At 30.1% G+C, this 23,827-nt stretch carries 20 protein-coding genes; 9 read left to right on the top strand and 11 right to left on the bottom strand.

From position 1 onward, the window contains the following. Positions 1-36 precede the first annotated feature (36 nt). Positions 37-1,224 (top strand): tetrahydrodipicolinate N-succinyltransferase N-terminal domain-containing protein, encoded by a 1,188-nt coding sequence (locus ACMCMH_RS11415; protein ID WP_412725686.1) that lies wholly within the window; start codon positions 37-39, stop codon positions 1,222-1,224. After that, positions 1,208-1,954 (top strand): tRNA1(Val) (adenine(37)-N6)-methyltransferase, encoded by a 747-nt coding sequence (locus tag ACMCMH_RS11410; RefSeq protein ID WP_412725684.1) that lies wholly within the window; start codon positions 1,208-1,210, stop codon positions 1,952-1,954. Before ACMCMH_RS11415 ends, ACMCMH_RS11410 begins: the two co-directional genes overlap by 17 nt. An 11-nt stretch (positions 1,955-1,965) precedes the next feature. Here the strand turns inward: ACMCMH_RS11410 and ACMCMH_RS11405 are convergent, their stop codons facing one another. Beyond that, the gene (locus tag ACMCMH_RS11405; RefSeq protein ID WP_412725682.1) at positions 1,966-3,561 is read right to left on the bottom strand and encodes a methyl-accepting chemotaxis protein; all 1,596 of its coding nucleotides are present in this window, start codon (positions 3,559-3,561) and stop codon (positions 1,966-1,968) included. Positions 3,562-3,742: 181 nt separating this feature from the next. On the opposite strand from ACMCMH_RS11405, the gene ACMCMH_RS11400 reads away from it, so the two are divergent. Next, positions 3,743-4,084, top strand: coding sequence for a hypothetical protein (locus tag ACMCMH_RS11400; RefSeq protein ID WP_412725680.1), 342 nt, complete (start codon positions 3,743-3,745; stop codon positions 4,082-4,084). A gap of 42 nt (positions 4,085-4,126) precedes the next feature. Continuing rightward, on the top strand, positions 4,127-6,403 hold the full coding sequence (gene metE / locus ACMCMH_RS11395; protein WP_412725678.1) for a 5-methyltetrahydropteroyltriglutamate--homocysteine S-methyltransferase: 2,277 nt from the start codon (positions 4,127-4,129) through the stop codon (positions 6,401-6,403). 99 nt (positions 6,404-6,502) lie between these two features. Here metE and ACMCMH_RS11390 read toward each other — a convergent pair whose 3' ends face one another. From ACMCMH_RS11390 to aat, 5 genes are read right to left on the bottom strand one after another with little or no spacing between them, the layout of a single operon-like run. Continuing rightward, on the bottom strand, positions 6,503-6,925 hold the full coding sequence (locus ACMCMH_RS11390) for a GNAT family N-acetyltransferase (protein WP_412725676.1): 423 nt from the start codon (positions 6,923-6,925) through the stop codon (positions 6,503-6,505). Between the two features lie 16 nt (positions 6,926-6,941). After that, complete coding sequence (locus ACMCMH_RS11385) at positions 6,942-7,730, bottom strand: exodeoxyribonuclease III (RefSeq protein WP_412725674.1); 789 nt, start codon at positions 7,728-7,730, stop codon at positions 6,942-6,944. A gap of 39 nt (positions 7,731-7,769) precedes the next feature. Beyond that, positions 7,770-8,027 (bottom strand): hypothetical protein, encoded by a 258-nt coding sequence (locus tag ACMCMH_RS11380; RefSeq protein ID WP_412725672.1) that lies wholly within the window; start codon positions 8,025-8,027, stop codon positions 7,770-7,772. A gap of 20 nt (positions 8,028-8,047) precedes the next feature. After that, complete coding sequence (locus ACMCMH_RS11375; RefSeq protein ID WP_412725670.1) at positions 8,048-8,749, bottom strand: SOS response-associated peptidase; 702 nt, start codon at positions 8,747-8,749, stop codon at positions 8,048-8,050. A gap of 12 nt (positions 8,750-8,761) precedes the next feature. Next, positions 8,762-9,424, bottom strand: coding sequence for a leucyl/phenylalanyl-tRNA--protein transferase (aat, locus tag ACMCMH_RS11370; protein WP_412725668.1), 663 nt, complete (start codon positions 9,422-9,424; stop codon positions 8,762-8,764). A 58-nt stretch (positions 9,425-9,482) separates the two neighbouring features. On the opposite strand from aat, the gene dgt reads away from it, so the two are divergent. Further along, positions 9,483-10,907, top strand: a complete 1,425-nt coding sequence (dgt, locus tag ACMCMH_RS11365; RefSeq protein ID WP_412725666.1) for a dGTPase — start codon at positions 9,483-9,485, stop codon at positions 10,905-10,907. A gap of 6 nt (positions 10,908-10,913) precedes the next feature. On the opposite strand, the gene ACMCMH_RS11360 is transcribed toward dgt, so the two are convergent. After that, entirely contained in the window at positions 10,914-11,279 is a 366-nt protein-coding gene (locus ACMCMH_RS11360; protein ID WP_412725664.1) for a response regulator transcription factor, read from the bottom strand. 11 nt (positions 11,280-11,290) lie between these two features. After that, the gene (locus ACMCMH_RS11355; protein ID WP_412725662.1) at positions 11,291-13,564 is read right to left on the bottom strand and encodes a cache domain-containing protein; all 2,274 of its coding nucleotides are present in this window, start codon (positions 13,562-13,564) and stop codon (positions 11,291-11,293) included. A 135-nt stretch (positions 13,565-13,699) separates the two neighbouring features. Here ACMCMH_RS11355 and ACMCMH_RS11350 point away from each other — a divergent pair, with 135 nt between their 5' ends. Together ACMCMH_RS11350 and ACMCMH_RS11345 are read left to right on the top strand one after the other, a co-directional pair. Beyond that, positions 13,700-14,188, top strand: a complete 489-nt coding sequence (locus ACMCMH_RS11350; protein WP_412725660.1) for a SixA phosphatase family protein — start codon at positions 13,700-13,702, stop codon at positions 14,186-14,188. A 99-nt stretch (positions 14,189-14,287) separates the two neighbouring features. Continuing rightward, positions 14,288-16,276: an EAL domain-containing protein gene (locus ACMCMH_RS11345; protein WP_412725658.1), complete on the top strand. Its 1,989-nt coding sequence runs from the start codon at positions 14,288-14,290 to the stop codon at positions 16,274-16,276. Between the two features lie 8 nt (positions 16,277-16,284). On the opposite strand, the gene ACMCMH_RS11340 is transcribed toward ACMCMH_RS11345, so the two are convergent. Together ACMCMH_RS11340 and ACMCMH_RS11335 are read right to left on the bottom strand one after the other, a co-directional pair. Continuing rightward, positions 16,285-18,537, bottom strand: coding sequence for a methyl-accepting chemotaxis protein (locus ACMCMH_RS11340; RefSeq protein ID WP_412725656.1), 2,253 nt, complete (start codon positions 18,535-18,537; stop codon positions 16,285-16,287). Between the two features lie 111 nt (positions 18,538-18,648). Next, on the bottom strand, positions 18,649-19,560 hold the full coding sequence (locus ACMCMH_RS11335) for an AEC family transporter (RefSeq protein ID WP_412725654.1): 912 nt from the start codon (positions 19,558-19,560) through the stop codon (positions 18,649-18,651). 159 nt (positions 19,561-19,719) lie between these two features. Between ACMCMH_RS11335 and ACMCMH_RS11330 the strand changes: the two genes are divergently transcribed. Further along, positions 19,720-21,444 carry an ABC-F family ATP-binding cassette domain-containing protein gene (locus tag ACMCMH_RS11330; RefSeq protein WP_412725652.1) on the top strand — a complete coding sequence of 575 codons (1,725 nt, stop codon included), beginning with the start codon at positions 19,720-19,722 and terminating at the stop codon, positions 21,442-21,444. Between the two features lie 27 nt (positions 21,445-21,471). Further along, on the top strand, positions 21,472-22,077 hold the full coding sequence (locus ACMCMH_RS11325) for a hypothetical protein (protein ID WP_412725650.1): 606 nt from the start codon (positions 21,472-21,474) through the stop codon (positions 22,075-22,077). A gap of 59 nt (positions 22,078-22,136) precedes the next feature. On the opposite strand, the gene ACMCMH_RS11320 is transcribed toward ACMCMH_RS11325, so the two are convergent. Beyond that, positions 22,137-23,804: a Na+/H+ antiporter NhaC family protein gene (locus ACMCMH_RS11320; RefSeq protein WP_412728025.1), complete on the bottom strand. Its 1,668-nt coding sequence runs from the start codon at positions 23,802-23,804 to the stop codon at positions 22,137-22,139. Positions 23,805-23,827 lie beyond the last annotated feature (23 nt).

Here is a 23,827-nt window from a genome sequence, read left to right as displayed (position 1 = left end):
ATTCGTAAAAATATACTCAATAATAGGAATAATAATATGTTAGAAACTCAAGAAGAATTTAAAGCAAAAGTTGCAGATATCCAATCTCAAAGCTGGTACAAAAACCCAATCGGTTTTGGTATAGCTAGAGTTGATAGAGGTCAATTAAATAGTGATAAAATACTACAAGCTACATACCCAGTTGTAAACTGGAATGAAAACTTTGGTTCTGCTGCTATATTTATGGATGCTTTAAAAGAATCAGGTGTAGAAGTTGATACTACTAAATCAGAAGCAGTATTTGCTATTACAGATGATTTTGTAGCTAACTGTATCAAAAGTTTTAACCCATATATCGAAGAAGCTGAGGGTGAAGCTCATAAAAATGTACAACTTATTTTAAATCTTTCTGCATTACCAAGAGAGCTTGGTTTATCTGCTGATGATTTCAAAGTTGTATTTGTATTTGAAGATGAAAATGCTTTAAGTGTTGAAGCTGCTTATTTAAAATTAAACGCTCTTTCTACAGGAAAAGCACCATTAAGAAGTCTTAATTTAAATGGTATCTTTGGACTATTACACAATGTAGCTTGGGAAGGTAACAACCCTATTGAGTTAGATTGGTTAAGAGCAAATGAATTAACTCTTAAATTAACAGGAAAATATCCAAACATCGATGCTGTAGATAAGTTCCCTCGATTCCTACAACATGTTATCCCTGCTGATAACACAAGAATCCTAGATACTGCAAAAGTTAGATTTGGTGCTCAATTAGCTGCTGGAACTACTGTTATGCCTGGTGCTGCTTATATTAACTTTAATGCTGGAACAGAAGGTTCTGTTATGGTTGAAGGAAGAATTTCTTCTTCTGCTGTTGTTGGTGCTGGTTCTGATGTTGGTGGTGGTGCTTCTATCCTTGGTGTTCTTTCTGGTACAGATGGTGTTCCAGTTTCTATTGGTGAAAACACATTATTAGGTGCTAACTCTTGTACTGGTACTGCAATCGGTGACTCTTGTATCTTAGATGCTGGTGTTACAATCCTTCCAGGAACAAAAATCACTTTATCTGAAAAAGCAGTTGCTGCAATTTCTGAAGCAAATCCAGAAAAAGAGATCTCTGTACTTATGAGAGGTATGGACTTCCAAGGTGTAAATGGTGTACATTTTAGACAAAACTCTGTAAATGGTCAAATTATTGCTATGAGATCTACAAGAGAAGTTAAACTGAATGCAGACTTACACTAAGTCTAAAACACTTAACTTATATCAACCACAAAATGGGTATTGCTACAATAGCGATACCCATTTTTTATATAATTTCATTTGTAAAAATTTAGAAAAATATAAAAATATAAAAGGTAATCTTTTAGATATAGGAAGTGGTAGTGGGATACTTGGGCTTTTAGTTGCACGTGATTATCCAAAACTCAATCTAAACCAATGTGAAATCCAAAAAAGTTTTCAGTTTTTAACACAGAAAAATTCTGAAGTAAACGGAATAGAAAATACGCTCCATAAAGGAAGTATTGTAGACTATACTTTTGATAAACAGTTCGATTATATAGTTTCTAATCCTCCATTTTATCATAGCGATGTGATAAAAAGTGAAAATGAATCTTTAAAAATAGCTCGATATAGTGATAGTATGCCTTTAGATCAGTTTATTTCTAAATCTGCAAAAATACTTAAAAATAACGGAAAATTTTTCTTTTGTTATGATGCGAAACAGTTAGATAAAATTGTAGAATATATAGGAGAATCAAAACTAAATATGGAAGCTGTACAGTTTCTACACCCAAACGCTTCAAAGGAAGCAAGTTTAGTAATGGTATATGCAAGGATTGGTTCTAAGTCACCTTTAAAGATACTGCCACCATTTATCATGTTTGATGACAATGGGGAGTTTAGAGATGAAGTAAATGCCATTTATGATAAATGTGCTACACATAGTATAAAGTGTGATGTAACAATCTAAATGGAAAAGCTTTAAAAGCTTGCCCATTCATCATTTGAAATATTAGATACTACAGGTTTAATGTTTGACTGACTTTGTTTATGAGTATTTGTTGATACTTTCTTTGTAGTTTGTATGTTTGAATTTACTTTTGTATTAGTTGTATGAGATAAATTGGTTTTCATATCTTTTGCTTGAACATCCTCTTTTCCTAAAAACTCTTTAGCGTTAGCGTTACTTACTACAAGTTTTGCAATAGTATCTGTAGAGAAAGCTACATCGTGTGTTTGCGATGCAATCATAGCATTTTGTTGTGTTCGTTGATCTAAGTTATTAACAGCATCATTTATTTGATTTATACCTGTAAGTTGCTCTTTACTCGCCATCTCTACATCTTTAATGAGACTAATAGTTTGTGAGATACTTGTATTGAGTGTTGTATAACCACTTATCATAGCATCTGCAATTTTTTTACCACCATTTGCTTTTCCTGTTGCATTTTCAACTAATGATTTAATTTCATTGGCTGCTTCAGCTGATCTTGCAGCTAAATTTCTTACCTCTTGTGCAACTACAGCAAAACCTTTCCCTGCTTCACCTGCTGTTGCAGCTTCAACTGCTGCATTAAGTGATAAAATATTTGTTTGAAATGCAATTTGATCAATTACTGTTATTGCTTCATTTATTGCATTTACTTCTGTGTCTATTTCTGTCATAGCTGTTGTTGTTTGAGAGGCTAAAGCTTCACCTTTTGAAGCAGATTCTGTAACATTTGAAGCAAGTTCTGCCATTTGGATAATATTATTTGTATTATTTGAAATATTGCTTGTAATCTCTTCAATAGCTGCAGCTGTTTCCTCTAGTGCAGCTGCTGATTCATTTGAATTTTTATTGAGCATATCTACATTTTTTAATAAAAGATCAGAACTATTATCAAGAGTTAATCCATTTGATTTATTTTCTACTAACATCTCATTTACAACATTTGCTAAACTATTTAGTCCTTGCGAAACTTCACCTAGATTGTTTCCTGTTAGTCGATGTCTAAAATCAAGTTTTTGATAAAGAGATAAAGCTTCTTCAATCTTATTTAAATCACCATCAACCTTTGTAGAGACAACTTTAAATAAATCATTTACACCATTTTTAAGTTCTTCTATCCCTTCATTTGTAGTTGATTGTGTTATTGTTTGCTCCATAACACCTGTCTTTGCTAACTCAATCGCTTTTTGAACAGCCTCAATAACTTTTTTTGACTCTGTTATATCTTGAGCAAATTTTACTACACGAGTCACTTTCCCACTTTTATTTTTTACAGGAGTATATGAAGCTTGAATCCAAATCGACTGACCATCTTTTCTTATTCTTTCAAATTCATTGATTTGTGATACCCCATCTGCTAAGTCTTTCCAAAAATCACTGTAAGCTTGTGTTGTAACATATGTTTTATCACAAAACATTCTATGATGCTTCCCCACTGTTTCATCTAAATTATAGCCGAGTACATTTAGAAAGTTATTATTTGCATCTATTATTGTACCATCTGGTTTAAATGAGATAATTGCATAATTTTCATCCATTGCACTCAATCGAGCTGATTCTTCGTCTGTTTTTCCAAAATGAAACATTTTTTATTTCTCCTAGTTTTTTTTATTTATTTATTATATCTTTTTATGTTAAGGATAAAGTAAAAATTATAATTATAATTTACATTTTTGGATTAATATACAACCTATGTAAATTTCTTATCTCAAATAGTTTTAAGGATAAAAGGAATAAAATTCTAAAAATTTGAAAGGAGATATAGATATGAAACTATTAAAAGGGTTTGGAAAAAACTATTTTACTTTTGGTGCTATTCTGGCATCATCTGTCGAACAAAAACTTCAAAGTCAAGTTTCATCTATATTTTCGCTCTTTCACAATACTGTACTAAAAGAAGATAAAGAGTTCGAAGAGGATGATCCTCCTTGTGAACTTTTACTTATTTCTTCTCTTGTTCAAAGAAAATCTTGTCATTGTAACTGTGTCTATAATTTAAAAACTAGACTTGCTCTTGTGGGCTATAAATATATCCCACGATGTCCATTTTACACTACTTATTTTGCTTTTAGAAGAACTGGCGTACACCCTCCTCTCTTACCACTTTAATTAACCCAAAAAAACAAAATTATAAATATTAAAGGATTAGTAATGTCAAAAAATTACATAGTAGGATTTCCAAGAATTGGAGAACAAAGAGAGCTTAAAAAAGTTTTAGAAAGTTTCTGGGCAAATAAGTGTCCATTTCGAGAGGTAAATAAAGTAGCAGGGGAACTAAAAAAGAGACATTGGTTACAGCAAAAAAATGCAGGTATAGAATATATCAGTTCAAATGACTTTAGCCTTTATGACAATATGTTAGATACTATAGTTTTATTGGGTGCTATTCCTAAAAGATTTCAGTATTTAAAAGATGAAGAGTTATATTTTTCTATGGCAAGAGGAAATAGATCTAGTGTAGCTATGGAGATGACAAAATGGTTTAATACAAACTATCATTACATCGTGCCTGAACTAAGTCTAAACGATAACTATATATTAAATTCTAAGAAAATTATAAAAGAGTATAAAGAAGCAAAAGCATTAGGGATCAAAACAAAAATAAATTTGATAGGTCCAATAACTTTTTTAGCACTTTCAAAAAGAATAGATAGAGGAGATACATTTGGGTTAGTAAATAAGATTTTACCTATTTATGAAGAGTTATTAAATGAAATTGCACAATTAGATGAAAATATTACAGTGCAAATCGATGAGCCTGTATTTGTTAAAGACAATGAACCAAAAGTATTGAGTCTTATTAAATCTACATACGATAGATTGTCTACTGTTAGTGCAAATCTTAAAATTATTGTTACTACATATTTTGAACACTCAAATGAGGCTACAAAAATACTTATAGAAACTCCTATTTGGGGAGTTGGGCTTGACTTTTTACATGGTGATGAAAATATAAATCTACTTGATGAGATTGCAAATAGTGGTAAAAAACTTATTGCAGGTGTGGTAGATGGTAGAAATATATGGAAAAATGATATTGAACAAACAATAAAATTACTTGAAAGTATCTCAAGTGTTGTATCTAAAGATAATATTATTATCTCATCATCTTGTAGTCTTTTACACACACCTTTTACTTTGCAGTATGAAGAGAAACTTGATGCGGAGATTAAAAACTGGTTGAGTTACTCGTATGAAAAACTTGATGAGATATCTTTAGTATCAAAAGTCTTTTTTGAGGGGCTTAACTCATTAAATGTGGAAGATAAAAAAGATTATGAAGATAATATAGCGGCAAATCATAGTCGAAAAAACTCTTCACTTATACATAATAAAGAGGTTCAAAATAGAGTTCAAAACCATTCTAAACTACAAAGAGATGGTTTATATGAAGATAGAATCAAAATCCAAAAAGAACTTTTACAATATAAAGATTTAGCAACTACGACTATTGGTTCATTTCCTCAAACTCAAGAGGTAAGAAAAGGAAGAAGAGAGTTCAAGAATAATCAAATCAGATATGAAGACTATGAAAAACAGATGAAACAGTATATTGATGATTGTATTGTTTTTCAAGAGGATTGTGGACTAGAAGTACTTGTTCACGGTGAGCCAGAAAGAAATGATATGGTTGAGTACTTTGGAGAACAACTACAAGGGTATGGATTTTCACAAAATGGTTGGGTACAAAGTTATGGTAGTAGATGTGTGAAACCACCTTTTATATACGGAGATATTAGTAGACCAAAACCTATGACAATTGACTGGATCACTTATGCCCAAAGTAAAACTAAGAATATAATGAAAGGTATGCTAACAGGTCCAGTTACTATTTTGAATTGGTCTTTTGTAAGAGATGATAAGCCAAGAGATGAAGTATCAAAACAAATTGCAGTTGCATTAAGTGATGAGATAGATGATTTGCAAAATGCTGGTATAAAAATCATTCAAGTTGATGAAGCGGCATTTAAAGAAGGTTATCCATTACGAAAACAAAAAATAAAAATATATGAAGAATGGGCTGTAAGAGACTTTAAGATATCTGTAAGTTCTGCAAAGAAAGAAACTCAAATACATACTCATATGTGTTATAGTGAGTTCAATGATATTATTAAAACGATTGAAGATATGGATGCAGATGTGATATCTATAGAAACAGCAAGAAGTGGTAACGAACTTTTGAAAGTTTTTAAAGAGGTTGGATATAAACAAGAAGTTGGTCCAGGTATTTATGATATCCATAGTCCAAGAATACCAAGTGTAGAAGAGATGGTGAATCAGATAAAACTACTTCTTGAAGTATTACCAAAAGAGCAATTATGGATAAACCCTGATTGTGGTTTAAAAACAAGAAAATGGGAAGAGGTAAAACCAAGTTTAGAAAATATGGTAAAAGCTGTAGAGATTGTAAGAGAAGAGTTAAAATAGTATAGAAAAAAGAAAGATTATACCAAGTATAATCTTTCTTGATATTTTACCAGAGTGACACAGAACTTGTATTACTATATTTAGAGTGAAGTTTTGTTTTTAATCCAATATTTTTTCCATAGATTGGTGTAAAATAGTAGCTTCAATGAATTCCTCCCCAAATGGAGTAAATCCTAGTTTTAAATAAAAATTGATGGCTTGTTTTTGCGCACCAAGATAAACGCGATTATAATGATTTTTAACTGCTACATCTATTAATGATGTAATAATTTTAGAACCAATATTTTGACCACGATATTTTTTTAAAACAGCAACACGACCAATATGACCATCTTTTAAAATACGACCAGTTCCAACAGCTTTATCTTTTATAAAAACTAAAGTGTGGATAGCAGAATTATCCAATCCATCGTACTCAATTTCAGGGTCTATCCCTTGCTCATTGATAAAAACTTCATTTCGAATAGAGTGTATATACTTTCTATTTATATTATCAAAATCAACATTTTTTATTTGCAACATTATTAACCTTAATCTATTATAAATGTATCTCTAAAGCAATAGGACAGTGATCACTCCCCATATATTCATTCATAATATACGCATCTTTTATAGAGTTTTTTAAATCTTCACTTACATAAAAATAGTCAATTCTCCAGCCTACATTGTTTGCTCGTGCATTTGCTCTATATGACCACCAGCTATAAAGTTCCTCTTCGTCACCCTTTATATGCCGTAAAGTATCAACATATCCATGTGCAAGAAATTTATCCATCCATTCTCTCTCCATAGGTAAAAAGCCCGATTTTTTTTCATTTGCTTTTGGTCGTGCTAAATCTATAGGGTGGTGAGCAGTATTTACATCACCACAAACAATAATAGAGAAACCATCTTTTTTTAAAGTTTCACAGTGTTCTAAAAATCGATCATAAAAACCCATCTTATAAACAAGTCTTTCCTCTTTACTTTGTCCATTTGGAAAGTATACATTAAAGTATGCTACTTTTTTATCACCAAATTCAAAATGCGCTTCATTGATGCGTCCCTCGTCTAATATGTCAACATTTTTTGTGTTGTCATGAAAAAATGGTTCTATATCACTATAAAGTGCTGTTCCAGAGCGCCCTTTTATGCTACAAGGATTGATATGTCTAAAACTAAACTCTTTATCAAAAATCGTTGCAGGGATTTGATCTTCTTCTGCTTTTATCTCTTGAAGTCCTAAAATATTTACGGTTTCATTATCAACCCACTTTAAAGCTTCTTTTTTTTCAACTGCTCTGATACCATTTACATTCCATGAAATAAATCTATATGTTTTCATCATCTACCTTAGTTTTATTATATCTTTGAATTATAACAAATCTTATTTGAGTTTTATATCTTCTAATTGAGGTACATCTTTTTTTTCAGGTTTTGTTGGTTCTTTTGGCTGTTTTAGCATAAAAGGTTTTATTTTTTGAAGACCACCTGAGCCGATTCTCGAAAACTCTCGTGTGTTAATCATCTGTTCACTTTTACCACCGTGCATATCTATTTTGATAGTTTTATCATTGTTGAATGCGTAGTTTGCAAAAAGTTGAGCACTAAAAAAAAAGAGTGTAATCATTAAAATTTGTTTCATTGTATTCCTTATTCTGTTGTTCAAAAAAGTGTTTTTTGAACAGGCTTTATTTTTTTAGATTTTTGTATACACTCTATAGTGTCATTTTTTACACTATTTACAACATCGTTTACTTCTATTATATCTATTTTTTCGTTTGAGTATGGAGTGTATAAGTTGTTGAGTGTTTCAAAATTTGATTGATTATTAAGCCATTTTATCCAGTCGTTTTTTTGTAATATTACGGGCATTCTATCATGTATAGCTTCTATTTTTGAGTTTGGTTGTGTTGTAAGAAGTGCACAGCTTAAGATAGTTTTCCCTGTGATATTATCATGCCAGTACTCATAAACTCCAGCAAATGCAAGGTAGTTGTCTGTTGATGAGTGTATCATATATGGTGTACTTGTTTTTGTTTGATTATCTTTCTTCCACTCATAGTATCCATTTATAGGGATGATACAACGCCTTTGTTTATAGGCTTCTCTAAAACTACTTTTTTCAAATACCGTTTCACTTCTTGCATTGATATTGATATTTGTTCTATCATTTGCCCAAGATGGTATAAGTCCAAAGTGTGCATAGGTATAGATTTTTGTATTGGTAAATATAGGTATGTTTATTGTTGGTGCAATATTATATCGTTTAAATAATACTTGAATATCATCTTGAAAATTTCCAAAAGTTTTAAAAATATCTTCTTTAAATAAGATATCGTCGTATATAGCTAATCTTCCTGGCATTTATGTTTCTACTTATTTAAGGTATTTAAAGTAGTCATCTCTTGGTATCTCTTTTGCACCTAAAGATTCTAAATGATTGTTATGTACTTGGCAGTCGATAAGTTTAATTCCATTTTGTTTTGCTTGTTCACAAAGATAATAAAAAGCTACTTTTGAAGCATCTTTTACATCTGAAAACATACTCTCACCACAAAAAATATCATCAACCATAATACCATATAATCCACCTACGAGTTTGTCATCTAAATAACACTCAATAGAACTAGCATACCCTAAATTAAAAAGATTTGTATAAGCCGTGATAAATGGCTCGCTTATCCAAGTATCATCTTCATCTTTTCTTTTGATACTTGAACATCTATTTATAACCTCTTCAAATTTTTCATTTGACTTGATTACAAAACCTTTGTTTTTGATAGTTCTTTTAAGACTTTTAGTAAGTCTAAATTCATCAGGAAAGAGTACCATTCTCTCATTTGGAGAGTACCAGTGAATATAATTATACTCGTCTATAAACCAAGGGAATAGTCCGTTTTTATAGGCATTGATGATTCTTTGAGGATGAAAGTCTCCACCTATTGCTACGAGGTCATTTTTCATCATATCTAGTGTTGGGAAATTGAGGTTTTCATCATCTAATAAATAGATGCCCTCTTGTTTATCTATGAGTTCCATTAATCGTATGGTATCTCATTTTAAATAAAACTACAACTATATAAGATATAATATATCTATGAATGATTACACAACAAAATTAACAACACATAGAGAGTTTTATCCGATGTCTGATTTGGATTGGTCTGTTGAGAGTGATCGGGGTCGAATCATATCTACCCCTGCTTTTAGAAGACTACAAAAAAGAACACAAGTTTTTGCATTAGAACTAAATGCTGCTGTAAGAAGTAGACTTACTCACTCACTAGAAGTATCTCAAACAGCTCGTTTCATAGCTAAAACTATTTTAAAAAAGTTAGATGACCCACATTTAAATACAATGGCAAATGCTTTTGTTTCTACTTCTGAAATGGCTAGTTTACTTCACGATATAGGAAACCCTCCTTTTGGACACTTTGGTGAAACAGCTATAAACGAATGGATGGAAAAGTGTTGTGACAACTATTTGATGAATCTTTATGGAAATGAAAAACTAAAAGAGAAACTCAAAAAAGATTTATGTTCTTATGATGGAAATGCACAAGCAATAAGAATAGTTCATAAACTACAAAGATTGAACCTTTCATATACACAAACAGCCTCCATCATAAAATATACAAGGGGTGCTTTTGAAGATAAGTCTGAAGATGATAGTTTCTCATATTTAGAGAAAAAACCTGGGTACTATTTTAGTGAAAAAGATTTTGTGGAGAATCTTAGTGAAACATTAGCAATCAAACCAGGACATAGGTTTCCTCTTACATATATTATGGAAGCTGCTGATGATATCTCATATTTAAGTGCAGATATAGAAGATGCTGTAGATAAAGGAATCTTAACGCTTGATAAAATTTATGAGCTGATAAAAGTAGAGTCTTACAAAGTAAATGACAAATATGGCACAAATGAAACTATGCTTTTAGATATCGTTGAAGATAATTATTTTAAAGCAAAAAGTAAAGAGGATGAGCCCTATCAGTTCAATATGTTTTTAACACTCACAAGAGCACAACTGATATATAAACTAGTAAATTATGTTTCAAATCTCTATATAGAAAATCATGATGCAATTTTTGAGGGTTCTTTTAACAATGCTCTTTTAGAGTTTGACAAGTTTCATGAGTGTTCTATAGCTATAGAAATCTTACAAAATATATCTGTAGAGTATATTTACTCCAATACTCAAGTACAAGAGCTTGAACTCAAAGGATATGCTATTATTCAAGGATTATTTGATATTTATGAACCTCTTTTAAAACTTACAACATATGAATTTGAGATGTTACTAAATGGAGAAAAAATCAAATGTTTGATTTGTAAAAATCTGCTTTCAAGGCTCTCAAAAAAACACTTAGTGGCATATAAAAAAAGTGTAAGTACTTTAAAAGATAATGAAAATGAAGATATTTTAGAATGGTATTATCGAGCTCGATTAGTTATAGATTATATTAGTGGTATGACAGATGATTATTCTTTGTATGAATATCAGGCATTAACAGCCTGATATATTTTACATCCCTAAAGTATCTAAAATTTTATTTTCTACATCTCTTAGTGAGATAAAAGGTTTTGTTATATAATCAGTTGCACCTATAGTATCTGATTTTATAATTTTTTCCTCTGTTGAATATGCTGTCATCATTATAACATGCTGATTTTTATTGTTATTTTTAATCTCTTCAAGTAAATCCAATCCATTTACCTCAGGCATCATGATATCTAACAATACTAAATCATAATCCCCTTTTAAAACTTTAGGCATAGCAAGCTTTGCGTTAGAATAAGTTTCTATCTCAAAAACCCCTTTTCTTAATAAATATTTTTTTAGTACATCTAAGATATTTTCTTCATCATCAATAATAACTATTTTTTTCATTTTTTTCCTTTTTATTTAAACTTTTCTACTTTTACTGTATCTAACACTTTGAAGATCTCTACAGTCGAATTCTCTATTCTTTCCCCTAAGTTGATCAATGTCTCATTGCTTGCATCATGACTATTTTCTTCTAGGAACTCTTGAACATCTTCAGAAACATTTTTATGTATCTCTGTCAATCTTTTCCAGTTTGCTGTTTTTACAAACTCTTCATTATTTCGTTCTGATTTTACAATCCAATTAGTAAGATTAAAATCATTTGCAGTTTTAATTGTTTTATCATCTAGATTTGCAAATGCATTATCTTTATATAAAATATATTGGAGTTTTAAATCATTTAGTTCATTTACAAGGTTTAAATCACCTATTTGTTCTTTTGCACTTGGTTTAAATTTTGCATGTTTCGCAACTGCAATTAAGTTTTCCGATAAATTTCTTACATCGACAGCAAGTTCAGCAATATTTGTAGCATCGCTTGCATTCTCTTGTGTATTTTTATCTAAAATACTAATTGCATCATTAATTTGTGAAATACCTTTTTGTTGTTCGCTACTTGCTTGAGAAACATTATCTATGATATTTTTTGTTTTAACAATTGCATCTTGAAGTTCTTCATATCCATGAATCATTTTATCTGCAATCATTTTCCCTTTGTTTGCTTTTTCAGTTGCATTCTCAACAATATTTTTAATCTCTTTTGCTGCTTCTGCTGATCGTGATGCAAGGTTTCTAACCTCTTGTGCAACAACAGCAAAACCTTTACCAGCTTCACCTGCTGTTGCAGCTTCAACTGCTGCATTTAGACTTAAAATATTTGTTTGGAAAGAGATTTGATCTATTACAACAATAGCATCAGCAATAGATGTCACTTCTTTATTGATCTCCTCCATTGAGATAACTGTTTGAGAAGCTAACTCTTGACCATTTGTTGCCGAGTTCATTACGATATCATCGATCGCTTGCATCTCTCTAATATGAGAAGAACTATTTTGAATATTCATCGTAATCTCTTCAACAGATGCAGCTGTTTCTTCTAAACTAGCAGCTTGTTTGTTTGATGAGTCTGATAAAGAGTTAGCAGAGTTTGTTAAGACTTTAATATTTTCAGAAAGACTCTCTCCACTTTGCATAATTGTCGCTAAAAGTTCTGATACATTATATCCTACAGATTTTGTTCCTGTAACTAATGTTCCCATTTTTCCTGCAATGTTTTTAACTTCAAAATCATATTCAAAATTACTTTTTCCATATTCTACAATACATTTATTGATTTCTGTAAATTTTAGATCTAAATCATCTATAAGTTCATTGATAGAATTTTTCAAATCATTTGTTGATCTGTTTGGTGAAGTACTTTTGACTTTATATGAGAAGAATCCTGCTCTTACCATCTCTATTGCTTTTTCACTCTCTTCAACTATTTGTTGATCTTGTGCAACAACTTTTCTTATAGATTCTAAGTATTGATTGAAATATCTAGCTAAATCCCCTATTTCATCTTTTGAATTAATATTTATTTTTTGGTCAGCACTAGAATATTTTGTCAATGCTTTTACTGTACCTGTTAATGTAGAAAGAGGAGTTATAATAACTTTATTTACCATAAATGAAGCGATTAAAGCTAATAATACTGAAACAACTAAAACAATGAAAATAATTTGTATGATGATATCATTTAGATTATTTTGCGATTCTTGTGTCATAAGTTCAATTTCATGTTCAACATCATCTAGATAACTTCCTGTTCCAATAACCCATCCCCAAGGTTCAAATACTTCTACATAAGAGTATTTACTTTGTGGTTCAGCAATACCTGGTTTTTCCCAAACATATTCGATCAATCCATCGCCTTGTTTTTTTGCAAGGTTAACCATTTCTACAAATACATATTTTCCATTTGGATCTTTGATGTTAGATAGGTTTTTCCCATTTAAGTTTGTTGCAACAGGATGCATAATCATTTTTAAATTTAAGTCATTGATCCAAAAATAACCATCTTCTCCATATCGTAAATTTTCAATATACTCTAATGCTAAAGCTTTTGCTTTATCTTCACTGATATTTTCAGTAGAAATTTTATTATAGTATGATTCTATAGATTTCTTGGCAACTGAAATATAGTTTTTAAGGTTTTTTTCTTTATTCTTGTATGAAGATGTTGTAAAATAGTCTATATGGTGCACTGTAGAATTTTTTAATGCATACACTGAATTGACTACGATACTGATTGAAACTGTTAATATCGTTGTTACAACTAATATTAATAACTTAGATTTAATTTTCATCGCTATTCCTTTAAATTTTGCTATACAGTATACATAATAAAATCTTATTTCAAAATAAATAGATTATAAATTATTTTATATTTCATTCTTATTCTATTTTTGATACTATTTCATACTACTAAAGGAGTTATAAATATGAAAAAATTAGTTATCATAAGAGGTGGAAAATCGAAGTTGCAAGGTGATTCAATTGATGATTATGATAGACCTTTAACTGAAGAAGGTTTAAAAGAAGCTCACGATGTAGGTAAATTGTTACTAAATAAAGGATTACTTCCTGATTGTATTATGAGTTCGCCAGCTTTCAGAGCAATCGAAACAGCAAAAATAATATCAAATGAAGTTAATTATGAAAAAACAATTACGCCAAATCAATATATTTATGAAGCATATGTAAATACATTGCAAGAGTTAGTAAGTTTTATTCATGATGATAATGATGTTGTATTTTTAGTTGGGCATAACCCAGGAGTTTCAGCTTTGGCTTATATGTTATGCGAATTAAAAGAGAGTATTGCTCCCTGTGCAACTGTAGAGATTGATTTTGATTGTAACTCTTGGATGGATGTTTCGAAAAATAATTCAAAACTTATCTCATATGATTTTCCAAAAATAACTACATAATCATAGTTGATATCTAAAAGTTATTTTAAATGTGATACTTTTTCAACAAGCATTAATATTATCTTCCCTAGAATAAAAGGACTATTTTAAAGGAAGTGTATGACACCCAAAAAATCACCCGTACATATGATATCGAATAGAAATTTAATACTTAAAATTACTCTTTTCATTTTAATGACTAGTATAATTTTTATTTTACTATCATCGGTTTTATTAAAACACAAAGCTCTTGATGATTTAGCAGAAGATGATGCTTTAAAAACAAGTGAACTTATTTTTGAAACAATGAATACTCGAATGCAAGAAGGTTGGGCAAAAGATGATTTAACTAAAATCATTAACAGATTAGAGTTTATTAGAGAAGATTTAAAAGTAAAATCATATCGAAGTCCAAAAGTTGAAGAGATTTTAGGTGTTCATCAAGCTGATAAATTAATTGTAGAAAACGATTTGTTAATTCAAAAAGCTATGGCAGGAGAGAAGCAATTTCAGATTCAAGAAGATGGTTCTATTCGGTATTTATACCCAATGAAAGTATCAGCTGAGTGTATCACTTGTCATTATAATACCCAAATAGGAGATGTTAACGGTGTACTTGATATATCGTATCCTCCTAGCCAAATTAAAATATCATTAGATTCGATGACATTTTATTTCATAATATTTTTTATTATAACTATGCTGATTTTTTTCTATATATTCTTTTTGATCATCGATATTAAAATGGTTAAACCGATTGTTACTCTTACAAAACAAATCTCAGAAGTTTCAAATGGAAAAGATTTTAACAAAGAGGTGTTTTTAAAGACCAATATTAGTGAGATGAAATTGCTACAAGTGAGTTTTAACAAATTACTGAAAACTATCAATAAATACTATAATCAACTGCTTCACAGTATATATTTTCATAAATTAACAGCTCTTCCAAATATTATAAAACTGGAACAAGATTTAGCAAAACAGAGTCTTAATAGTTTAGTTATTATTAATATTGATGATTTTAAAACTATAAATTATTTTTATGGTACTAAAGTTGGAGATGAAATTATTAAAAAATTAGCAAAGCTTTTATTGCAAGCGACTTCAAATGCAGGAGTCCTTTATAAACTTCATGGTGATGAGTTTGCTATTTTATTAGATAAAAATATTGAGTATGATTATTGGGAAAAACTTATTGATGAAGTTAAAAGATACAAGTTCTTATATGACGAGAGTACGATTCGTGTTACTATTAGTATAGGTATTGCTTATGATGAAAAAGAAAAGATTATTGATAAGGTTACTGCAACAGTAAGACAAGCTATAAATGAAAATAAAAGTATAAAAGTTTTTGATGAATCTTTGTTATTAGAGGATGTTCATACTTCTCATATTCAATGGACAAAAAATATTGAAGTTGCATTAGAAAATAATCAAATAGTACCATTTTTTCAACCCATAAAAGATGCAAAAACAGATGAGATTATAAAATACGAAACTCTTGCTCGATTAGAAAAGAATGGAGAGATATTTACCCCTGATATGTTTATTGATATCTCTAAAAAATCAAAACAATATGATGAATTTACAAGAGCTATGATACGCAATAGTTTTGAATATTTTCAAGATAAAGAGAATATTAGTTTTTCCATTAACTTCTCTATTGATGATATACAAAATCATAAAACAACAGAGGTTTTGTTTGAGTATTTAGATAAATTTGATATAGGAGATAGATTTATAGTAGAGCTGTTAGAAACAGAAGAGTTTGAAGACTTTGATATTATAAATAATTTTATTCAAAAACTTAAAACATATAAAGTCAAAATAGCTATTGATGACTTTGGTTCAGGGTATTCTAACTTTGCTTATATAGGAAATTTACAAATAGATTTTTTAAAGTTAGATAGCTCTTTAATTGAGAATATACATACAAATACAGATTCTTATAAAGTAGTTAAAAATATCAATAGTTTTGCACATGATATGGGTCTAGAAACTATTGCTGAAAAGGTACACTGTGAAGAGATTGAAGTTCTTTTAAAAAAGCTAGGAGTTGATTATCTTCAAGGATATCATATAGGAAAACCTAAAGATTCTATTCTTTAGGTTTTAAATTATTTTTCTAGGGTAAATTTATTTTTCTCTACACTTGTCACAACTTCTTTTGCAATTTGTTTTGTTTGTTTTGAAATATTACTTGCTTCTTGTGCTATAACACTATTTTCTTGTGTAAATTTATCTAGAGATGTTACTGCATCAGATATTTGATGCATACTTGCACTTTGTTCTTTCGCTGAATTTGTTACATCTGTTATAAGTTCATTTGTTTGAACAATTTTGGCTTCAAGATCTTCAAAACCTTGAATCATATTGATACTGATTTTTTTACCTTCTGTTGCTTTTATAGTTGCTGTTTCAACAAGATTTTGTATCTCTTTAGCAGCATCAGCGCTTTTATTGGCTAAATTTCTAACCTCTTGTGCAACAACTGCAAACCCTTTTCCTGCTTCACCAGCTGTTGCTGCTTCTACTGCTGCATTAAGTGAAAGTATATTTGTTTGAAATGCAATTTGATCAATCACTGTAATAGCTTCCAATATCGAATGAACATGTTCATTTATCTCATCAATAGATAACGCTGTTTCATTAGCAAACTTTTTCCCTTGTAATGATGACTCTTTTGTTGTAGAAGAGATAGTAAACATCTCTTGTGATTTTTGATTGGTATTTGAAATTGTATGTGTGATATTATCAATAGAAGTAGAAATATCTTCTAGTGATGTTGCTTGTTTAATAGCATTGTGACTTAATAAATCAACATTTTTACTTAATTTTTCAGATGAATTTTCAAGGGTTGTACCATCTTTTAAATTTGCGTTTAACATACTTGTGATCATTGTATTCATAGCAGTTATCTCTTTACCTATGATCCCTGAACTTTTCTGGGATATATTTCTTGTAAAATCATATTTTGAATAACTTTCAATAACAGCTACTAGTTCATTGATATCTGTTCCTACAAGTTTTTCTAGATTATCTAGCATCTGATTAATAAGATTTTTTAGGTCATTGAGTGCTTGTGTGTTTGAGTTTTTTTCAATTCTTTTTATAATATGTCCATTTCCGACTTGATTAACAACCTCTTTTAACTCGATAATAAGAGTGTTCTCATCTGTAATATTTTGCTCAATTTGATTGATGTTTTCATTAATATCTTTTGCCATCGCTCCAAATTCATCATTTGTTGTTATAGCTATTTTAGATGGTGAGTTATTCTCTTTATTTAAAAATTTAAAAAAGTCCCCTAATCCTTGACTGATAACTGTTAAATTTTTATTAAGTGTTTTTGTTCCTAGTACTAATACAAATGAAACTAATAATAAGGAGATGATACCAGCAATAATAGAAAATTCTACAATAGTATATGCATCTTCTAAAAACTCATCTTCCATAACTGTAAGCCCAAATCCCCAAGAAACACCAGAATCAGCTAGTCCAAAAGATTTTATATAGTTAAATGTTTTTTCACCATTGTGTGTTTGTTCAAAAGAGTAGTTCTTATTTTTTGAAATTTGTGGTGAAATTGCTAAATGCTCTTTATCTTTGTATACCTTGTTTACTTTTTGTCCCAAATATTTACTATTAGGATGGGCAATAATTGTTCCTTCATTTGATACTAGATAAGTAAAACCATTATCAAAAATAGAAATTTTTGATACTCTTTTTACAATTTCATCTAAAGAGATATCAATTCCAATTACACCGACAAATTTACCATTGTGGTACATAGGTGTTGATACTGTTGTATTAAGAACCTCTTTTCCATCTACCTCAAATTTATAAGGTTCTGTTATATATTCTTTCCCTGTTTTTTCTGGCGTAGTAATCCAAACATTATCTCTTAAAACAGGGTATTGCCATACTAGATTGATCTCTCCATCATTTTTCATAACATAAGGGGAAAATCTTCCTGTTTCATCGTGAGCATATCTTCCTGCAAATTTTTTATTATTTTCATAAAATACATTTGGTTCTAAATATAGCCAAACTCCAACAATATAAGGATTTTTTTCCAAAATAGAGGTCATAAGTTCAACCATAGTATCTTTTCTAAAACCTTGATCTGTTTTAAGTGTTGTTTCTAAAGTAGAGGTAAATGTTTTTACTAATACTACAGATTTCTCAATATCTGATTTTACTTCAAGTGCATTTGAAAATGCTAACTTTTTGATATATTGTTCTGAAATTTTTTCACTTCCTGAAAAAGCTTTTGAGGAGATAAGATAGGTTGTAATCGATGACGATACAATCAAAACGACTAGTATACTAAATAGCAACTTTTTACTAAAACTCATGTTTTGAAACATTGTTAATCCTTTATAGTTTAAATTATAACAAGATAATTATAAATATCTCACTCTTGTATAAATTTAACTATACATGATAGTATATTATTGTGTATTGTATGTGGAATGATTTTAAAATATTTGGATAAGTTGATATACAGCTGCAATAGTAGCTATAGATATAAATATTCCATATCCTAAAATTGAAGAAACAAGTTTAGGAGCAAGTCCAGCCATACTAGCAACAACACCAGCTGTTATCATAGGTCCCATTGCACTTTCAAGTAGTGTTATGTCTGTAATAAATCCTTCAAAATCAAAAATATGTACTATTATAAATGCAAAAGTTGGTAATAAAATAAGTTTATTCACAATTCCTAGAATAAAAGGTGAGATATCTTTTTTTGGTATTTTTAACTGAAGATTATATCCAACAGATATCAAAGCAAGAGGAATAAGTGTATTTCCAAGTGTTGATAAGGCTTTTGATACATCAGCGTTGAATTCTATACCATTTAAAGCAAAAGCGATTAGAAGTGATATAAATGGTGGAAATTTAAATATCTTTTTCAATACATTTTGCACACTTACTTTTGCTCCACCATTATCTGAATAAATAGCAACCACAACAGCTCCATAGGTACTAAGAGCAAGAAAAGTTCCCATTTGGTCGTAGATGATAACATAAGGTAAACCTTCAGTTCCAAAATAGTGTGAAACCATTGGAATACCTATAAATGAAGTGTTTCCTAAAACAGCAACTAATAGTAAAGCACCAGTAGTATTTCTATTCAACTTAAATAGTTTAGAAAATACCAAAATAGAAATAGCTCCTAAAATAGTAGTCACCCATGCTATAAATACAGGTATCATAATCTCACTAGAAAAAGTGATTTTTGGAACTTCGTTGATGATAATAGCAGGTAAAGAGATATATATAATAAATAGATTTAATACTTGTGATGTTTGTTCTGGAAAAATTTTTAGTTTTTTGAGGGTATACCCCAATAACATTAGAAATAAAATAAATATAAATGTACCCATTGGCTTTTTCCCTGTAAATAAATAAAATCATATCTTAAACTTATGAAACTATTGATAAAGTGAGATATAATAGTAGGACGATTATACTCATTGATTTATCGCTTTATAACCCTTCATATCATATAATCCCACTCTTAAAAAACTGCAAAAAAGAGAATCATGATTGAATTAATAAATATATCAAAAAGTTACCCAACTGGAAATTTATATACAGACCTAAATCTTAGACTAAACTCAGGAGATAAAGTAGGACTAGTAGGACGAAATGGAACTGGTAAATCAACACTATTTAAACTTATTCTAGGGGAAGAACACCCAGATACTGGTGAGATAAAGTTTCCTAAAAACTATAAAATTGGTGCATTAAAACAGTACTTTGATTTTAAAGAAAAAAAACTTTTAGATGAAACAGCATCTGCCTTAAGTGAAGAGAATAAATATGATGTTTACAAAGCTGAAAAGATGTTATTTGGTCTTGGATTTTCTGAGGCAGATTTAAACAAAGACCCTAAGTCATTTTCTGGTGGTTTTCAAATCAGAATCAATCTAGCAAAACTACTTTTAACTGAACCAAATATGTTACTACTAGATGAGCCTACAAACTACCTTGATATTTTATCTATACGATGGTTAAAAGCATTTTTAAAAACTTTCCAAGGGGAAGTTATCTTAATCACTCATGATAGAGAGTTTATGGATAGTGTTTGTACTCACACTTTAGGGATAGTTAGACGAAGTGCTTTTATGATACCTGGTGGAACAAGAAAGTTTTTCGAACAAATTTCAGCAAATGAAGAACACTACGAGAAGCAAAAAATTGCACAAGATAAAAAAATAAAAGACCTAGAAGAGTTCATAGCTAAAAATAAAGCTCGAGCAGCCACAGCAACGCTAGCTCAATCAAAAGTTAAAATTTTAGAAAAGATGGAGATCTTAGAAGATATAAACTATGACGCAAATTTAGATTTTGATTTTAACTATAAAGAAACAGCAGCGAAGTTTTTAGTAGAGGTAAAAGACTTAAGTTTTGGATACACAGCTGATAATATATTATTTAAAAATATATCTTTTGCATTAACTAGAGGTGAAACGATAGGTATCATCGGTAAAAATGGTAAAGGTAAATCAACACTTTTAAATGCAATAGCAGGTGAACTAGAGCCATTAAGCGGGAGTGTAGATTTTCATCCATCGTGTACTTTTGGACACTTTGGACAAACTAACATCTCTCACTTAAATCCAAAAAATACAATCATGGATGAGATATATAGTGTAAATCATAAACTACCAGAGGCAGTGATCCGAAGTATTTGTGGTCTTATGATGTTTTCAGGAGATAACGCAAAGAAAAAAATATCACTACTATCAGGTGGTGAAAAATCAAGAGTTATGTTAGGTAAAATTATCGCTCAAGATGTAAACTTACTTTTTCTTGATGAGCCTACTAACCATCTTGATATAGACTCTATCGATGCTTTAACTGAAGCTATCAAAAGATTTAACGGTTCTTGTATCATCGTAACGCATAGTGAAGAGCTACTAAAAGCTGTGTGTGATAAACTTATCGTATTTAGAGATGATAAAGCTGAGTATTTTAACGGTAATTACAATGAATTTTTAGAACAAATTGGTTGGGAAGATGATGCAGGAGCGGAAAAACCAAAATCAGTGAAACCAAAAAGAAATAAAAAAGAGATCAAAAAACTAAGAGCAGCTATTGTAACTCAAAAAAGTCAAGCAACAAAACCTATTAAAAATGAGATAGAAAAGATAGAAGCTTTAAATGATGCCCAAAAGTCTAAAATGCAATCAAAACTCAATGAGTTAAATAAAGAACTAGAAAAGCTAAATGCTGAGTTTCAAATTAAATTAGATGAGATTTGATTTTTGTATGTGTAGGAAAAAAACTTTATGAGTTGGTTAACTCTCTTAGAAGTAATGGGTGGAGCAACTGCTATTGTTGCTGCATATAAAATGTCACTTTCAGGGAAAGAGGGACGGATATATCTCTATCAAGCATTTTTATTGTTTGCTCTTTCTGACTTATTTTTGTTTGCATTTTTTTTATTTGCAGGAAAAATTCCTATGGTGCTACAGATGTTGATATTTGGTTCAACCGCATTATTAGGTATCATCAAAACAATTGACTATCAAAATTGTTTTTATGCAAAAAATCAAAATGATTTATTAAAAAAAGCAATTTTATTTATTGGATTATATTTTACAGTTCTTTTAGGCTTGTCTTTTATTTTTGATTCTTTTAGTACTATAGATTTTACGATAGTACCTATTGACCTTTTAGCTTCGAGTATAGCAGTTTTAGGCTCATTTATGCTTTCAAGTCATAGTCATGTGATCCGAGCATGGGCTTTTGTGATGTTTTTTGTTGCAGATGTTATTTTTGTATATATTGGATTTGAAAATAAGTTTTACTTTTTTATGCTACAGTCTGCTTTTTTTATATATACATCTGCACAAGGGTTTTATAATATAGTTTTTAAAGATAGTCAAAAATAAAAGAGCTTAAGGTTGTATTTTAGAGATTTATATAAAAAAGAGCCTAAGACTCTTTTTTATTAGTTTGTATAAGGTTTACCGTAGAACCTTATGAATAGTGCAATAGCTAACATCCCTAAAGGAAGTAAGATATAAGCAGATACTCCAAATGATGCAGGGATATATCCAAATACAATCGCAATAATACCTACAAAAATAGCATAGTATAATTGTGTTGAAACATGATCCATATGGTCACACGAAGCACCCATAGATGATAAAATCGATGTATCAGATATAGGAGAACAATGATCTCCAAAGATAGCACCAGTTAAAACAGCACCAATATTTAAAACGATATAAGAGTGAAGATCATCGCCTTCTAGTCCAGTATGTATACCAACAGCACTTGCTAAAGGTATTGCTAAAGGCATCAAAATACCCATAGTACCATACGAAGTACCTGTAGAAAACGAGATAATAGAACCTAAAATAAAAATAGCACTTGGTAAAATTACTTGAGGGGTAGTTTCAGCTAAAATACTTACTATATATATCGCCGTTCCTAACTCTTTCATAACAGCAGAGATAGACCAAGCAAGTATCAAAATAACAGCTGTGATAACGAGTGATTTTACACCAAATACCCATGTTTCGATAGCTTCTTGTAAAGTAAATACTTTTTGTTTCAGTCCCATACCAATTGCAACTAAAGATGCAAATAAAGCAGCTTGAAAGATTACAACAGAAGCATCAGCAGCACCAAAACAATCTCGTATAGATGCAAATGAATATGGATCGCTATTTACAGCAAGTAGTAACTCTTCATCAAGAGCTGCTTTACCATTCATATAAAACCCTATAACAGCAGCTATGATAAGTGTAAAAATAGGAATAATTGCATTTGCCATTGAGTATTTTATCCCCTCTTTTGGTAACATCATTGCATTCTCTTCTGTGAGTAGGTTTTTTGAATCTGGATTTGAAACTTGTCCTGTTTTGTAGGCTCGTGTTGCAGCTTTATGCATAGGACCAAATTCTCTTAATGAATAAGCAGAGTAAAACACAAAACCTAACATCAAGATGTTATAAAATCTATAAGGTAAAGTTTCTACAAAAACACCAAAAGCATTTATGTCTGGTTGACCTAACAGAGTATACGCATCTTTGATCAAAGATAATTCATATCCTACCCAAGTAGAAATAAGCGCTAATCCTGCAATAGGAGCAGCTGTTGAGTCGATAATAAAAGCAAGTTTTTCTCTAGAAACTTTTAGTTTATCTGTAACAGGTCGCATAATAGGACCTACAATCAATGAATTTGCATAATCATCAAAAAAGATAAAAAATCCCATAATCCAAGTATATATTTGAGCAGATACAGGAGATTTAGCTCGAGCAGCTAGTTTTTGAGCAATAGCTCTTGGTCCACCCATTTTTGTAATGATTGCAATCATTCCACCTATTGTGAGTACTTGTAGAATAATACCTGCATTCCATGAGTCAGCTAAAGAGCCAACCATTTTAGATGACATATCTACAAATGCATTTATAAACGCAAAAAATATATTCTCTCCTGAAATATTAGCTAAAAATGTTCCTGATAAAATTCCCATGAAAAGAGAAAAAATCACATTTCTTGTCGTAAAAGCCAAAATAATAGTAACCAATGGTGGTAAAAGCGTCCAAGCGCCATATGTAAGTGCATTTTCTTTAGCATCTGCCATTAAAATTAATGGTAATAGCATCACTAAAACAAAAGTTTTAAAAA

It is taken from the genome of Arcobacter sp. 15-2 (assembly GCF_047159865.1).
Taxonomy (GTDB): Bacteria; Campylobacterota; Campylobacteria; order Campylobacterales; family Arcobacteraceae; genus JAIOSF01.
The sequence above is the reverse complement of the archived record's forward strand: the minus strand, read 5'-3'. Positions and strand labels throughout refer to the sequence as shown.